This is a genomic window from Lactiplantibacillus plajomi (genome assembly GCF_005405405.1).
Classification (GTDB): Bacteria; Bacillota; Bacilli; order Lactobacillales; family Lactobacillaceae; genus Lactiplantibacillus; species Lactiplantibacillus plajomi.
This window is the reverse complement of sequence record NZ_BJDZ01000008.1, coordinates 28780-43012: the sequence shown is the minus strand read 5'-3', so window position 1 is coordinate 43012 and position 14233 is coordinate 28780. Positions and strand designations below refer to the sequence as shown.

Genomic DNA, 14233 nt, shown 5'->3' with positions numbered 1-14233 from the left:
TGACGACAATTCAAAAGATTGTCAAATATGTCGCAAATGAGGTCTTTACCAATGCTTACCAAACTCCGTCAACACCTCGATACGCGAATTGGTTTTTTCTGGCTGCTCGTCATTTTATTTTGGGCCAAAACCTTGTTCGCCTACTTCACAGAATTTAGTTTAGGCGTTTCGGATATCTTGCAAGTTTTTCTGCTACTCGTCAACCCGGTCGCCACGACCGTATTCCTGTTCAGCCTCGCCTTTTACATCCGTAAGACCGGTTATTTTTATTACATCTTACTCCTAATTGACGCACTGAACACCGTTTTATTATACGCTAACGTGATTTATCACCGCGAATTTACCGATTTCATGACCGTCAGCACCATGACCGGCTACTCCAAGGTTAACCAGGGGCTGACCGGTTCGTCGCTGGCATTAACTAATTGGTACGATTTTATTTACTGGATCGACTTAATTATCGTGCTCGCCCTGTTTATTTTCCATAAAATCAAGCACGACGACCGGCCACTTGCCAAGCGCACGGCCTTTGCCTATACGTCAGTAGCGCTCGCCGGCTTCGGTCTAAATCTAACACTCGCTGAAGCTAACCGGCCGCAATTATTGACCCGCGCTTTTGACCGTAACTACATCGTCAAGTACCTCGGGTTAGACGCGTTCACCGTCTATGACGGTATCAAGGACGAACAAACTAACCACCAACGGGCCAGTGCGAAAAAGTCAGAATTGGACACCGTCCAGGACTTTACCAAGGCGCATTACGCCAGCCCCGATAGCAAAATGTACGGCATTGCGAAGGGCCGCAACGTGATTGTGATCCACTTGGAAAGTTTCCAACAGTTCCTAATTGATAAAAAAATCAACGGTAAGGAAGTTACCCCGTTCTTGAACAAGCTGTACCACAGTAATTCGACCTACGCGTTCAAGAACTTCTTCCACCAAGTCGGCCAAGGAAAGACCAGTGACGCCGAAAACATGCTGGAAACCAGTACTTACGGTCTGTCAACCGGTTCATTGTTCTCGCAGCTGGGATCGGATAACACTTTCCAAGCGGCCCCCGCGATTTTAAACCAGCGTGGTCACTACTCATCCGCGGTTTTCCACGGTAACGTCGCCAGCTTTTGGAACCGGAACAATACCTATAAGAACATGGGCTACCAATACTTCTTCGATGCCAGTTACTTTGATACTTCCGGTGATAAGTCGACCGGTTACGGTTTGAAGGATAAGTTACTCTTCAAGCACTCGGTCGACTACTTGGAACGGCTTCAACAACCGTTTTACGTCAAGTACATCACCGTGACGAACCACTTCCCGTTCAACATGGATAAGGAAGATACCGACTTTAAGACGACCGAGACCAGTGATTCGGCCATCAACGGTTATTTCCAGACCGCCCACTACCTGGACCAGTCGATCAAGGAATTTTATAGCTACCTAGACAAATCGGGCTTGTTGAAAAACTCGATGATCGTCCTCTACGGTGACCACTATGGTCTATCGAACGGCGAAAACATCACCTTAGCCCCGATTCTGGGACGCACCGCTGAAGACTGGACCGATTTCGATACCGCCCAACTACAACGGGTGCCATTCATGGTCAACCTTCCGGGGACGACCGGTGGTAAGATTTCCTCGACCTATGGTGGTGAAATTGACGTCTTACCGACGTTACTCCACCTCCTCGGGATTTCTAGCAAACGTTACATTCAGTTCGGGACCGACCTCTTCTCTAGTCAACACGACCAGACCGTGGCATTTCGGAACCGCGACTTCGTGACTCCCAAGTACACCGTTTTAAAGGACACGGTGTACAGTAACGAAACCGGTCAGGAAGTTGAAATGACCGGCGCGTTGCAGAAGAAGATCGATAAACTGCAAAAGAAGGTTAACAAGGAGCTGAGCCTATCCGATTCGCTCAACTCCAAGAACCTCCTGCGTTTCTACACACCGAAGGGCTTTAAGGCCGTCGACGCCTCGAAGTATAATTACGCCGACGCCCTGCAAAAAGAAATTGATTTACAAAAACGGCTCAAGGGGGATTTGACCAGCCTGTACTCGAAGAACGGCGATAAATCAACCGCGTCGCTCTACAAGACCGATGCACCGGAAGATACCCACCAAAAGACCGATTCGACCCGGATCAAGATTACCAACCCGGACGATAATGACAATAACACGACGTCGACGTCGGCTTCGAGCAGCAGTAAGTAGCCCAGCTTGACGAATCGTAGGAAGGGGCTGTGACTAATGTCGCAGCCCCTTTTTTCGTCGCCGAACAATCAGCGTCGAAACGTTTGCCAAAAAACAGCCAGTTTTTGGCAAACACGTATTTTCTAGCGAATTGGCCGTTACTCAGCGGTTATTCGTGATAAACTTAACGTTAAGTAATTTAGACTATTTAGGGGGTGTCGCCGATGGGTGCATGGCGATTTTGGTGGGCAGCGACCCGCCGGTTTTGCCGCAACTGGGGCAGTTACGTGGCGTTAATTTTTGGGACCAACTTGGTGATCAGCTACCTAGCCATTCCCATTTTTTCTTGGGCACTTGAATTATTATTGAAGTGGCAAGGTATTAGTTACGTTTCCTACACTAACGCCGCCGCAATTCTGGTGCACCATCCGCTGGCGGTGGTCGGGATGGTGGCGCTACTCTTTGCCGTTATTGTCCTGATTTATTGGCAATTCGCCTTCTTGTTGCTCGGCGTGCGTAACATCTTCCACGGCCGACCGCAGACGATTCGCCAAGTTCTCAAACAAACGGTGCAAAGTTTGCACGATACGTCGCTTCGAACTTTCATTTTCTTCGTTGGCTACTTCATCGTAATTTTACCGTTCGGGAGCATGATTTTTACCACTCCGTTACTAAATAAAGCGAAGATTCCGGCCTTTATCGTAAGCTTTCTTCTGGACAAGCCGTGGTTGACGGTACTCCTAGCGGCCTTCTACTTAATCGTTGGCTACCTCGGGATTCGGCTAATTAACCTGTTACCACTGATGATTTTGGACCACCACCACTGGCGTAAGGCCGTTAAAATCAGTTGGCAGCAAACCCGCCACCACGTGTTACGTGACCTCTGGTTCATCCTAGTGATTCTATTGATGACCGGGCTGACGGTCTCGCTTAGTTACGGCGTTATTTACGTTGCGCAGTTGGCGTGGGACCAGACCGGTGTCGCCATCGCGGCCGCCACCGTCAACCTTTTCTTAATGGAAATCTTGTCGGAAGTCGTCATTTGCTACACGACGGCGGTCTTCATGATGCTGATTTTTGCTTACTACCAGCAGGACTTTTCCATCGTAAACCAGCGACCCGCACACTATAACGAAGGGCGCCAACTGCGGCGCTGGACCCGCGTGAGCGTCACGCTCGGCATGGTCTTGGTTAGCGGGCTGCTCGTTATTTTTAATTTGATTTACTTGAACGGTTTAGCCATCAGCTCGCCACTGATTATTTCCCACCGCGGGGTCGACGACGAAAACGGCGTGCAAAACACGATTCCGGCGCTGGTTAAAACGGCGAAGGAACGGCCCGACTACGTTGAAATGGACGTCCAGGTCACCAAGGATCACCAGTTCGTGGTGTTCCACGATACGTCCTTAAAAACGCTAGCCGGCCGACCGCAAAAGCCTTACCAGCTAACGTTGAAACAGCTTCAAAAACTAACGGTGCGCGAAAACGGCTACCAAGCAAAAATTCCGAGCTTTGACGACTACCTAGCCGCGGCTAAACGGTCCCACCAGAAGCTGCTGGTGGAAATCAAAACCAGTGGCGGGTATACCCGCGCCGATACCCAACGCTTTTTAGACCGTTACGGCGACCAGTTACTTAAGCAACACGCCCAGATTCAATCCCTAAGCTACCAGGTGATGCGGGACATTCGTCGCCACGATGACCGCCAGTTCGTGAGTTACATCATGCCTTACAACTTGACGTTCCCACACACGAACGCTAACGGTTATACCATGGAAGTCACGACCCTCAACGAACAGTTCGTGGACCGCGCCGACCGCTTGAACAAGGCGGTTTACGCGTGGGACATCGACGACACTGATCAGATGGACCGAATGATGTTCATGGGCGTGACGGCCGTGATCACCGATAATTTGCACGAGATGCAGAACGAGGCCCGGACCAATACCGACCAGCCGAGTTATGCCAAGCTGCTCCTGACGTTCATGAACGAATTAAGCCTGACTGGGAGTGACACTTAACCAAGTTGCCCGCATGAACACAAAAGGCTGTGACATTAGTCACAGCCTTTTGTGTTTCTCCGAATATTGATAGCCAAAACGTGCGCCTAAAGTCAGTTGGCTCCGCTTAACGGCCGTTTTTTTCAAACAAAGTGGTACTATGCAACGGACTGCGCCGTTCTGGGTACAAGCGCATCATTAGCTGGTTGACCGCGTTCGGGGCTTCCCCAAAGCCACTGGCAATCAGTCCCAGTTTCCCCGGATAGGTAACCGTATCACCGATGGCCGTAATGCCGGCAACGTCGGTATTCATTTCGGTATCAACGGCAAAGCACTGATTGCTCATCGTCGGGGCAACGTCCCAGCCACGAATCACCTTATTATCCGCAATGAAACCGTAGTTCACGATCAAGGCATCGACCGCGAGCTGTTCTTCAGCCGTCCCGCGCACTTCCTTCATCGTTAATCCCAGTTGACCATCCGCCGTTGGTGCCAGCGCCTTGATGAGGTACGGCGTTTTAATGGTGACCGTCGACGCTTTCAACAAATCAACGCTGTGTTCCATACCGCGGAATCGGTTACGACGGTGCATGATGTAGACCTGCTTTGCGACCGGTTCCAACATTAGCGCCATGTCGATCGCCGAATCACCACCACCCGCAACCAGGACCGTTTGATCCTTAAACTGCTCGAGGCTGGGAATGTGATAAAATAGCTGCCGACCTTCGAAGTCAGCGGCGTTTTCAACCGCCAACCGGCGGGGTTCAAACGCGCCGCTCCCGGTCGCAATAATAATCGCCTTTGTGTGCGACGTCGCGCCCTGAGCCGTTGTCACCGTAAAATCACCCATTTGACCACTGACGTTAGTGACCGCACTGCTTAACGAAACGTCGATTGGAAATTCACCCATCTGCTTTTCCAGCTGCTTAACCAGGTCACTTCCCTTAATAGCGGAATAACCGGCAATGTCGTGGATCATTTTTTCCGGGTACATCGCTTGAACCTGGCCACCCAATGTCGGTAAGCTTTCTAATAACTGGACCCGTGCGTTACGCATGCCGGCGTAAAACGCCGCAAACATGCCGACCGGGCCACCACCAATAATTGTTAAATCGTATTCTGAACTCATCGTTTCACTACTTTCTTCTTGTTGATAACTTGGCTTAATTTTAGTGGATTGCGTGCAGATTTGCAAAAACGTTCCCAGCTAAGCTCCGCCAATATCAATCGTTTAATAATCATTATTAAACTTGACAGAACTGATTAAACAACTCAATCCACTTCGCCATTTAAAGCCTATTCAGCCTCTAAATAATTATTTTTATATTAGTTCTATTTTTGCCAGCAGTGCTGACGTTCGCCATCCTGACAAACAATTCATTCCCCACGACCGCTCACGGCTAACGTGGTACCGTTAACATTGTTCAAGCGGGAGTGCCCAATTCCCGGTCGCCCTTACCTGAACGATTTCCTCAAAAAAGACGGTGATAACCATGACGCGTCAGTCAAAACCGATTCTTAGTCGGCAAGCACAACGGTTCGCCCAGTCTGCCTACGCGCATGTGCGTCACAATCAGGTTGCCGCTAGTGATTTAGCGCAATCCGATCAAAAACGTCAAGTCTTGCGCCAACAGCACACCGTTGTCCTTAGTCGGCGTCAGCAACACGTCCTCCGCACTCGGCGGACGGTGGTGCTCAGTCGGTCCCACAATGGCTAACGTTGCAACCCCCACTACGCACGACGAAAGTTGCCAATTCCCATTACTTGGAATTGGCAACTTTTTTAATGCTTTTCGTGGTCTAACGCGTTCAGTGCCCGTTTAAGCTGGGCCTGCGCCTGATCATCCAGCGACGGGTAGGCCAGTGGCAATTCCCGTAAACGCTGATTAATAATTTCCGACACGCATAGTCGTGAATACCACTTACTATCCGCCGGAATGACGTACCACGGCACCGTCTTGGACGCGGTCGCACTGATAGCCTGATCGTAGACCCGCTGATAGTCGTTCCAGTACTGCCGTTCCGCCACGTCGGCCGCCGAAAACTTCCAATTATGACTCGGAATTTCAATCCGGCGAATAAAGCGTTGCTTTTGCTCGTCCTTGGACATGTGTAAGAAAAACTTCAAGACCAAGTAGCCGTTACGCTGTAAGTAGTGTTCAAAGAAACGCAGATCTTGACAACGCTGCGTAAAGAATTCGTCACCGACCTGGTGTTTGTCAGTTATCGCGCCAATATGGGCGTTTAAAATCAATTCCGGGTGAACCCGACTGACCAATACGTCCTCGTAATAAGACCGGTTAAAAATACCAATTTTCCCCCGCGCTGGAACTTGCTGGTGAATTCGCCACAAGTAGTCGTGGGCCAAGTCCTGCTGACTAGGTTGCTTAAACGACGTGACGTCGCAACCCTGCGGATTAATGCCACTCATAATGTGGGCGATCATGCTATCCTTGCCGGCCGCGTCCATGGCTTGAAAGATGATCAGCACGCCGTAGCGGTCCTGCGCGTATAACTTTCCTTGCAGTTCCGTTAATTGCTTAATATTTTTTGCAATCCGTGCTTTGATCCGTTTTTCGTCCCAGTCCGGCTTATCCGGTGCCGTTGCCCGTTTAGTTAAGTTCAACGGGTGCTTACCGGTATAGCGGTACTCTTTTTCAAAATTCAGTGTCATCGCCCTCTTCATCTATGGCCAGTTCATTCAACTAACCACCTTTGTTTGTTAGTATAAGGCAGCGATTACATTTTGACCAGTTTAGATTTAGTCCAACGTAATCCGAACAATGATTAGTGATTCGGGCTGGTAATTCGCGGACAGCCGTTGTCAGTACCGCGTTAAACGGTTACAATTAAACCATAGTTCTCGCGGTCACCAAACGGGTGAACACCTATTTAGGAGGATGTTACTTATGGCAAAACGTAAAATGATTTTAGACCTAGACACCGGGATTGACGACGCAATGGCAATCGCCTACGCCGTTGGGGCCCCCGACGTAGATTTGATCGGGATTATTAGTTCTTACGGCAACGTACTGATGCCGAAAGCGGCTGACAACAGTTTACGAATTTTGGAATTGCTCGGTGCGACCGACGTGCCGGTCTTTTTGGGCGAACCCCACTCTAGCACGACCGAACACTTTGAAGTGATGGCCATTTCAGAACAAATTCACGGTGCCAATGGTATCGGTGACGTTGACTTACCCGAACCTCAACGTCAGGTCGAAAGTCAATCCGGGGTCGACTTTTTAATCGACGCCGTTCACCAGTACGGCAATGATTTAACCTTAGTGCCAACTGGTCCATTAACTAACTTAGCAGCCGCACTTAAAAAAGCGCCAGACATCGCCACTACCATTGGTAACGTGACACTGATGGGCGGCGCGCTGACGGTTCCTGGGAACGTCAGCCACTTTGCCGAAGCCAACATCAATCAGGATGCCGAAGCAGCCAACGCCGTTTTCACCAGTAACCTCCCCTTAACCATGGTCGGTTTGGACGTCACACTACGGACGCTGCTGACTAAGACAGAAACGCAGCAGTGGCGGGACTTAAAGACGACCGCCGGCGCCAAGTTTGCCGACATCGTGGATTACTACATCGGGGCTTACGAAATTACCAGCCCGCACTTGCACGGTTGCGCCCTGCACGACCCACTAGCGGTTGGGGTTGCCCTCGATCCCAGCTTTGTCTCAACGATTGACTTGAACATGTTCGTCCAAGCTGAGGACGTGGATTACGGCCGCACGATTGGTGATCCGGCCCGCTTAAACGACCCAACCAACGTAAAAGTCGCCGTTAACGTTGAGCGACAACGGTACTTACAAACGTTCATGACTTATTTAACCACCCTTTTTAAACAACATTAATCAAGCGTGGGGCTGTGACATTAGTCACAGCCCCTTGTGTTTCTCCGAATATTGATAGTCGAAACGTGCGCCAAAAGTCAGCTGGCTCCGCTTTTATCACCCGCTCATTTTTGGTGCCCAGCCTTAAAACGTGGTACATTTAAGCTATTACCAAATAGAAAGTGGGAATCATCGTGGCACAAAAATACTACGCCGTCCGTAAAGGCAAACAACCGGGGATCTACCGGACCTGGGCAGAAACGCAACAACAAGTCAGTGGCTTTTCGCAGGCTCAGTACAAGAGCTTTACCACCGAAGCGGCGGCTGAGGCCTTTATGCACGCAACGGGTGCCCCTAAGAAGACGAGTACACCGCAGCCCGCACGCCCAGCCTTAGTCCCAAGCAAAGCCGATATTACCGTTTACACTGACGGCGGCTCGCGTAATACTGGGAACGTTGCGGGAGGCCACGTCAAACAAGTCGACCGTGCCGCTTGGGCTTACCGAATCGAACTACCCGACCAGCTCGTCACCGATTCGGGTGGCGAATGGGGTGCAACCAACAACCGGATGGAGATCATGGCCTTTTTGAATGCCCTGAAAAAGTTAGTGGCGTTGGAACAAACTAACGCTCAGATCTTATTTGTGTTGGATTCACAATACGTTTTGAACGCCGTCACCAAGGGCTGGTTAGCTGGCTGGAAGCGGCGCGGCTGGAAACGCAGCGCCGGCCCGTTAGTCAACGCCGAGCTCTGGCAGGCCGTTGACCGAGTACTCCCAAAATTCAAACACCTCCACTTTAACTGGACCAAGGGCCACGCTACTAATCAGGGCAACGTGTTCGTTGACCAGTTACTGAACCAGACAATGGACCGCATGGTGCCCGGCCAACCGGCACCCACGACGACGGCGAGCAAGCCAGTGACCGTCGCACCGCGATCGCAACCAAAGCCGAAAACCACACCCCAACCGGCCGACCCACAAGTCGCCGAAAAATCAGTCGCCGCGATCCGCCAAATGCTGAAGGACGCCGGGCTTAACAACGATTAACCACGCCTTAGCGTAGCCTAAAAATAGGCTGACGAAAAAATTTCGTCAGCCTATTTTTGCGTTTATTTACAGCCACCCGATTTGACGGAGCCCGTTGGCAATCCCGTCGTGGTCACAATCAGTCGTCACCTGGTCGGCAAGCGCTTGAATATCTGGAGTGGCGTTGCCCATCGCAACCCCAATACCAGCATGTTGCAACATCTCACGGTCGTTTTGATTATCACCAAACGCCGCGACGTTTTCCGGCGTCACGTTGAGTTGCGCCGCTAATTTATCGATTCCCAGTGCTTTTGACCCGACCTTCGGAATAATGTCGACGCCACAATCGTGGAAGCGAACGAAGGAGAACTCGTCGGGGTGCGGTAACAAGTGGTCCTGTTCATCGGGATAAAACATCATTGCCTGATAAACGTCGTTATTGCGGTAATAGTCGGGATCATAAGCCAGGTCCGGGGCCTTAAAGTTACTCAGGACACTATCCGTCAATTTCGACGGACGGGTGTGGCAGTATAAGCGGTCCAGTGATTCAACTACCACGTCGATGCCCTGATGGTCGGCCGCTTCTACTAATTTCGCCACGTTTGTCCGGCTCAGGGTGTGCTGATGGACCTGCTGACCGCCGGCAAAGGCCGCCGAGCCGTTACACAGCACGTAATCTTGAAGCTGCAACGCGTCAATGACTGGTTTGGCCATCGCGTAATTACGCCCGGTGGCAATCGCCACGTGCACGCCGTTCGCCCGTAACTGCTTAACACTAGCGACCGTACTTGGTAACAACCGTTTCTTACTGTTCAACAACGTATCGTCAATATCAAAAACTGCTAATCTAGCTACCATATCGTTTTTTCGCTCCTCCAGCTAACGCTTAATAAATTCAGATTTAATCAATTCATGGGTGGTCGACGACCCGATTGCTAAGCGAAAGGCCGCCTCGCCAAGTGCTTCCAAATGATGGTCAATGGTGGAAAACTTTAGAATTCGACTCGTCAGTAAATTTTCCTGACCAATGACTGGTAGCGGCTGGCAATCATGGTCCACAAAGAACTGGTGAACCCCGGCCGCGATGTTGTCACCGTTTACAAAAATGGCTTCGACCGGCGGCGTTAAGTTCGCAAAGTAGGCCCCCGCCCGGTAACCATCGTCGTAAGTAACCGCCCCGGTAAACAACTTTTCCGGCGCCAGGTCACCATAGACTTGTTCGTAGGCCGCGCGGGTCGTCCGGGTACTGGCGCTGATTAGGTTATTGCGACTGAGGACGACCCCCATCGTCTGGTAGCCCTGCCGTTTGGCCCAGGCGAGCGCGTTGATGTAGGATGCTAAGCGGTCCGTAAAGGCAGCGGCTAACGGCCGTTCATCGCCCGGATCCTCGCAACAAACAATCTGTCCGTACTTGCGGTACCGCTCTAAAGTCGCCAGCGAACTACTACGCGACGTAAAGATCAACGCGTCGTAAGCCTTACTCCGGAGTTGATCCAAGTAGCGGCGCTCCACCGTCACGTCGTAATTGGTCGGCAACATGGTAATTTTATAACCAGCCGCAAACCCGGCGCTGACAATACCGTCAATGATGCGGGCAAAGTACGGGTGGTTGGCGTACGGCAGGACCACCCCAACCGTCTTAGTTTGGCCGTTGCTGAGATCACGGGCCATCCGGTTAGGCACGTAATCGAGTTCGCGCATAATCGCTTCGATTTTAGCGCGCTTATCATCCGCCACGTACTTCTGGTGGTTAATGACCCGTGACACCGTTGATACGGAACAACCCGCTAAACGGGCAATATCATGAATATTGGTCACACCTGTCCCTCCTCTGGTACCCTTTCTGGGATGTTTCACAAAATTACCATAGTTTATGAAACCGGTCCCAGGTCAAGCACTTTTTAAGTTTACCACTAAATTGGCCCCCAAAACTGCGCAAAAAAACGCGGGGGTTCCCCCGCGCCCGCTAGCTTGCTAGTGACAAGCCTGAATGCCCTTTTCCAACATCTGAATTTGTAACAGCGTTTCTTCGTCCTTAACCACCTTCGGCCGACCGTTAACGATGGTCTGGTAAACGTCCTCGTAAACCCGGCTGTAATCGCCCACTTCGGAGACCACCCTTTCTTCGTGGTACTGCCCGTTGTCATCAATATAAGTCAACGTGCCGTAATTTTCCGGCTGGTCGAGGCCAAAATCGGCGTGATCCGGCAAGTAAAAGTGTTTAAGGTCCGTTTCCTGGCGATCCTTATCGGCCTTAATGAACATGCCCTTTTTACCGTAGACGACGAAACTTGGTCGTGGCTTAATCCGAAAATAACTCGACTTGACCGAAACTTTCAGTGCGTCGTAGTACAGGTCGATGTCAAAATAATCGTTCATCCGGTCGGGTCCCAATAATTGCCGAACGTCGTAATGGGTCGCATCCGGCCGGCCGAACAGGGCAATCACCTGGTCCAGCGTGTGGCAGGCGTGGCCGTACAAGTAACTGGTCGCAATTGAAAAGTGCTCGACGCTGGTTGGGACTTCCGGTCGGAAATAATCAAAATGCATCTCCATTTCCAACGGGTCGCCGATTTTTCCACTTGCCAAGACATTTTTAACCGTTAAGTAGTCGGAATCATAACGGCGGTTTTGATAGCACTGAATGAATAAGCCCCGTGAACGAGCGAGTTCAAAGAGCGCTTCGGCTTCCGCGACCGTTTCGGTGAAGGGTTTCTCCACCAAAACGTTCTTATCATGCATCAAGACATCCTTGGCCACCTGAAAATGGGTCGGACTCGGTGTCGAAACGACGACTAACTGAATTTCCGGATCGTGATAAATATCGTCTAAATTCGTCGTGTAGTGCACCCCGTCAATTGGTGTCCAGGCTTGCCGTCCCGAGCGTGAATAAATCGTTTTGACCTTGATCTTATCCTTTAACTTCAATGCAAACGGTAGGTGGTAGCGGTTGGCACTTTTTCCATTACCAATGTAAGCAATTGTGAGCATGGCGGTTCCTCCAGTACGCGTTAATAGCTTAATTATACCGGTCAGCCGAGTGAAACTAAACGTTTTTACCCACCATAATTCGCAACTTGAGCGCAGATAGTGGGCGTCACGTATTTTTAAGCGTAAAATAAATCAATTAACTTATTAAGGGGGCACTTGCAAGTGCAAACCGTTTTCTTAGTCCTATTACTCATTGCAGCGGTTGTCGCGGCCAACGCCGTGTACGCCCGCTTTAACAAAATTCCAGCCGCCTTTTTACAAATCGCGGCTGGCTTAGCGCTGGCTTTCACACCGTTGTACCATAATTTTGAATTAGAACCAGAAGTATTTTTATTCGTCATTATTTCAGTATTAATGTTTAACGATGGTCAAAATACGAATAGCCGCAAACTTGGTCGCCATTTCAAAACGACCCTGTCACTTGCCGTTGCCCTAGCGCTAATCACCATTCTACTGGTCGGCAGCCTGACCCATTACCTGCTTCCCCAATTCTCGCTGGCCCTCGCCTTAGCACTGGGGGCGATCATCACGCCCACCGACGCCGTCGCGGTGTCTTCCATCACTAAAAACGTTAAGGTGCCGACGGTGGTCATGGAAACGCTCGAAAACGAGTCGCTGTTTAACGACGCCTCCGGAATCGTGGCGTTTAACCTAGCAATTGCAACCGTCATGACGGGCAGGTTCTCCCTGTTACACGGGATCGGTAATTTTGGCTACGTCTTTTTCGGCGGTATCTTATTCGGACTAGTTTTAGGCTTTCTTATCGTCGCCGGCCGCATTTCTTTGATCAACATGCACGTCGACGCCCCGTCCGTCATCGTCCCCTATACCTTACTCACCCCCTTCGTCGTTTACTTATTAGCCGAAGCCATTGGTGTTTCGGGAATTCTAGCAGTAGTCGCGACCGGCCTATTACACGGTATTCAGGCTGACCGGCTCCGGTTGACCACGTCGCGCTTACAAATTGTGACAACCACGACCTGGTCCGTCCTGGCAAGCATCCTGAACGGGATTGTTTTCGTCTTACTCGGCGTTTCGCTGCCGCGCGTCGTTGAGCGTTTAAGTCAGCGTAATACCCATTCAATCGAGTTACTCGTCGGTGTCGGTGCGATACTTTACCTGTTAATGACCGTTGCCCGGTTCTTGTGGACCCGCTTTGACTTAGCGCCGATTCGCGCTTGGAACCCCTGCGAGAAAACCACTAACGCACTTATCATGGCACTTAGTGGGGTTCACGGGACCATTACACTCGCCATGGCTTTCTCCCTGCCGCTCACGTTAAACGGGCAAGCCTTTCCCTACCGTAACGACGTTATTTTTATTGCCGCCGTCGTCATCTTGATCAGCCTAATCATCCCGACGTTCATCTTACCGTTGGCCTTACCTAGCAACCAACAAACAATTAGTGACACCCAGCTAACGGACGCCAAGGCGGCCATGGTCAACTACGCCATGACGCTTATTCAGGCCTGTCACGGGAATAACCCGCTAACTAGTCAGGTGGTCATGCTCTTAGATAGCCAACGCACGTTAGCAGGGCGCCCCGATAAAGCCCAATTAAGTAATCTCTTTGATCAAGCCTACGCGGTTGAGGCACAAGTCATTGAAGAAATGGTTGCACACGCCGAACTCGACGCTAACTTAGCCGAACGCTACCTTCGAATTGCTAGTGAAACTAGGATTCGCAATCAACAGTCCTTGTCGCAGCGACTCCGATTATTCTTAAAATTTTTACTGTTAGGAAAGTTTTCACTCAGCAAGCGGGCTCGGCAGCGGCGCCGAGCCTTTCACCAGTACCGTAAGCAAGCTGCTTCCCATTCAGCTTTTGAGCACGCCAGTGGCTGGTCCGAACTCCGTACGGTCGAAAAGCCACCTTACCGGGCCGTCCTTGAATTTTTACGGACAACGACAACCGCTGACAACCAACAGGCCGTTGCCATCGTTCGCCGGGCCTATGACGAACGGCACCGGCGCTTATCCGGGGCGCGTGATGACTTGCCTGGTCAAAATAACCTGTTAATTGAAGCCTTTCAACTAGAGTATAACTTCATTCAACAACAAGCTTACCCCGCCGAACTCAGCAACCAACTGTATACGCAAATTTCGACCGACCAACTCGTTTACTTGCAATCCTTCGACCCGGAATAACTTTTTTTATCAAGCAGCTTGCCTTCGT

Annotated in this window: 11 protein-coding genes; 6 read left to right on the top strand and 5 right to left on the bottom strand. The window is 50.8% G+C overall.

Annotation, left to right across the window (positions count from 1 at the left end; genetic code table 11):
- Positions 1 to 51: 51 nt before the first annotated feature.
- Positions 52 to 2214 carry an LTA synthase family protein gene (locus FFM82_RS04665; RefSeq protein ID WP_137644711.1) on the top strand — a complete coding sequence of 721 codons (2163 nt, stop codon included), beginning with the start codon at positions 52 to 54 and terminating at the stop codon, positions 2212 to 2214.
- 203 nt (positions 2215 to 2417) lie between these two features.
- On the top strand, positions 2418 to 4214 hold the full coding sequence (locus FFM82_RS04660; RefSeq protein WP_137644710.1) for a glycerophosphodiester phosphodiesterase: 1797 nt from the start codon (positions 2418 to 2420) through the stop codon (positions 4212 to 4214).
- A 106-nt stretch (positions 4215 to 4320) separates the two neighbouring features.
- Here FFM82_RS04660 and FFM82_RS04655 read toward each other — a convergent pair whose 3' ends face one another.
- Positions 4321 to 5322, bottom strand: a complete 1002-nt coding sequence (locus FFM82_RS04655; protein WP_137644784.1) for an NAD(P)/FAD-dependent oxidoreductase — start codon at positions 5320 to 5322, stop codon at positions 4321 to 4323.
- Positions 5323 to 5686: 364 nt separating this feature from the next.
- Here FFM82_RS04655 and FFM82_RS04650 point away from each other — a divergent pair, with 364 nt between their 5' ends.
- On the top strand, positions 5687 to 5911 hold the full coding sequence (locus tag FFM82_RS04650; RefSeq protein ID WP_137644709.1) for a hypothetical protein: 225 nt from the start codon (positions 5687 to 5689) through the stop codon (positions 5909 to 5911).
- Positions 5912 to 5976: 65 nt separating this feature from the next.
- Here the strand turns inward: FFM82_RS04650 and FFM82_RS04645 are convergent, their stop codons facing one another.
- Positions 5977 to 6861, bottom strand: a complete 885-nt coding sequence (locus FFM82_RS04645) for a polyphosphate kinase 2 family protein (RefSeq protein WP_137644783.1) — start codon at positions 6859 to 6861, stop codon at positions 5977 to 5979.
- 241 nt (positions 6862 to 7102) lie between these two features.
- On the opposite strand from FFM82_RS04645, the gene FFM82_RS04640 reads away from it, so the two are divergent.
- Together FFM82_RS04640 and FFM82_RS04635 are read left to right on the top strand one after the other, a co-directional pair.
- Positions 7103 to 8059 carry a nucleoside hydrolase gene (locus FFM82_RS04640; RefSeq protein ID WP_137644708.1) on the top strand — a complete coding sequence of 319 codons (957 nt, stop codon included), beginning with the start codon at positions 7103 to 7105 and terminating at the stop codon, positions 8057 to 8059.
- Positions 8060 to 8232: 173 nt separating this feature from the next.
- On the top strand, positions 8233 to 9087 hold the full coding sequence (locus FFM82_RS04635) for a ribonuclease H family protein (RefSeq protein ID WP_137644707.1): 855 nt from the start codon (positions 8233 to 8235) through the stop codon (positions 9085 to 9087).
- A 66-nt stretch (positions 9088 to 9153) separates the two neighbouring features.
- On the opposite strand, the gene FFM82_RS04630 is transcribed toward FFM82_RS04635, so the two are convergent.
- From FFM82_RS04630 to FFM82_RS04620, 3 genes are all read right to left on the bottom strand, one after another.
- Positions 9154 to 9924 carry a Cof-type HAD-IIB family hydrolase gene (locus tag FFM82_RS04630; protein ID WP_137644706.1) on the bottom strand — a complete coding sequence of 257 codons (771 nt, stop codon included), beginning with the start codon at positions 9922 to 9924 and terminating at the stop codon, positions 9154 to 9156.
- Between the two features lie 21 nt (positions 9925 to 9945).
- Positions 9946 to 10884 (bottom strand): LacI family DNA-binding transcriptional regulator, encoded by a 939-nt coding sequence (locus tag FFM82_RS04625; RefSeq protein WP_137644705.1) that lies wholly within the window; start codon positions 10882 to 10884, stop codon positions 9946 to 9948.
- 156 nt (positions 10885 to 11040) lie between these two features.
- Positions 11041 to 12057, bottom strand: coding sequence for a Gfo/Idh/MocA family oxidoreductase (locus FFM82_RS04620; protein WP_137644704.1), 1017 nt, complete (start codon positions 12055 to 12057; stop codon positions 11041 to 11043).
- A gap of 162 nt (positions 12058 to 12219) precedes the next feature.
- Here FFM82_RS04620 and FFM82_RS04615 point away from each other — a divergent pair, with 162 nt between their 5' ends.
- Positions 12220 to 14205, top strand: a complete 1986-nt coding sequence (locus FFM82_RS04615; RefSeq protein ID WP_137644703.1) for a cation:proton antiporter — start codon at positions 12220 to 12222, stop codon at positions 14203 to 14205.
- Positions 14206 to 14233: the final 28 nt, after the last annotated feature.

Coding starts and splice junctions, on each gene's coding strand:
- FFM82_RS04650 (WP_137644709.1), top strand. CDS start 5,687: ATGACGCGTCAGTCAAAACCGATTCTTAGTCGGCAAGCACAACGGTTC.
- FFM82_RS04660 (WP_137644710.1), top strand. CDS start 2,418: ATGGGTGCATGGCGATTTTGGTGGGCAGCGACCCGCCGGTTTTGCCGC.
- FFM82_RS04655 (WP_137644784.1), bottom strand. CDS start 5,322: ATGAGTTCAGAATACGATTTAACAATTATTGGTGGTGGCCCGGTCGGC.
- FFM82_RS04665 (WP_137644711.1), top strand. CDS start 52: ATGCTTACCAAACTCCGTCAACACCTCGATACGCGAATTGGTTTTTTC.
- FFM82_RS04630 (WP_137644706.1), bottom strand. CDS start 9,924: ATGGTAGCTAGATTAGCAGTTTTTGATATTGACGATACGTTGTTGAAC.
- FFM82_RS04620 (WP_137644704.1), bottom strand. CDS start 12,057: ATGCTCACAATTGCTTACATTGGTAATGGAAAAAGTGCCAACCGCTAC.
- FFM82_RS04640 (WP_137644708.1), top strand. CDS start 7,103: ATGGCAAAACGTAAAATGATTTTAGACCTAGACACCGGGATTGACGAC.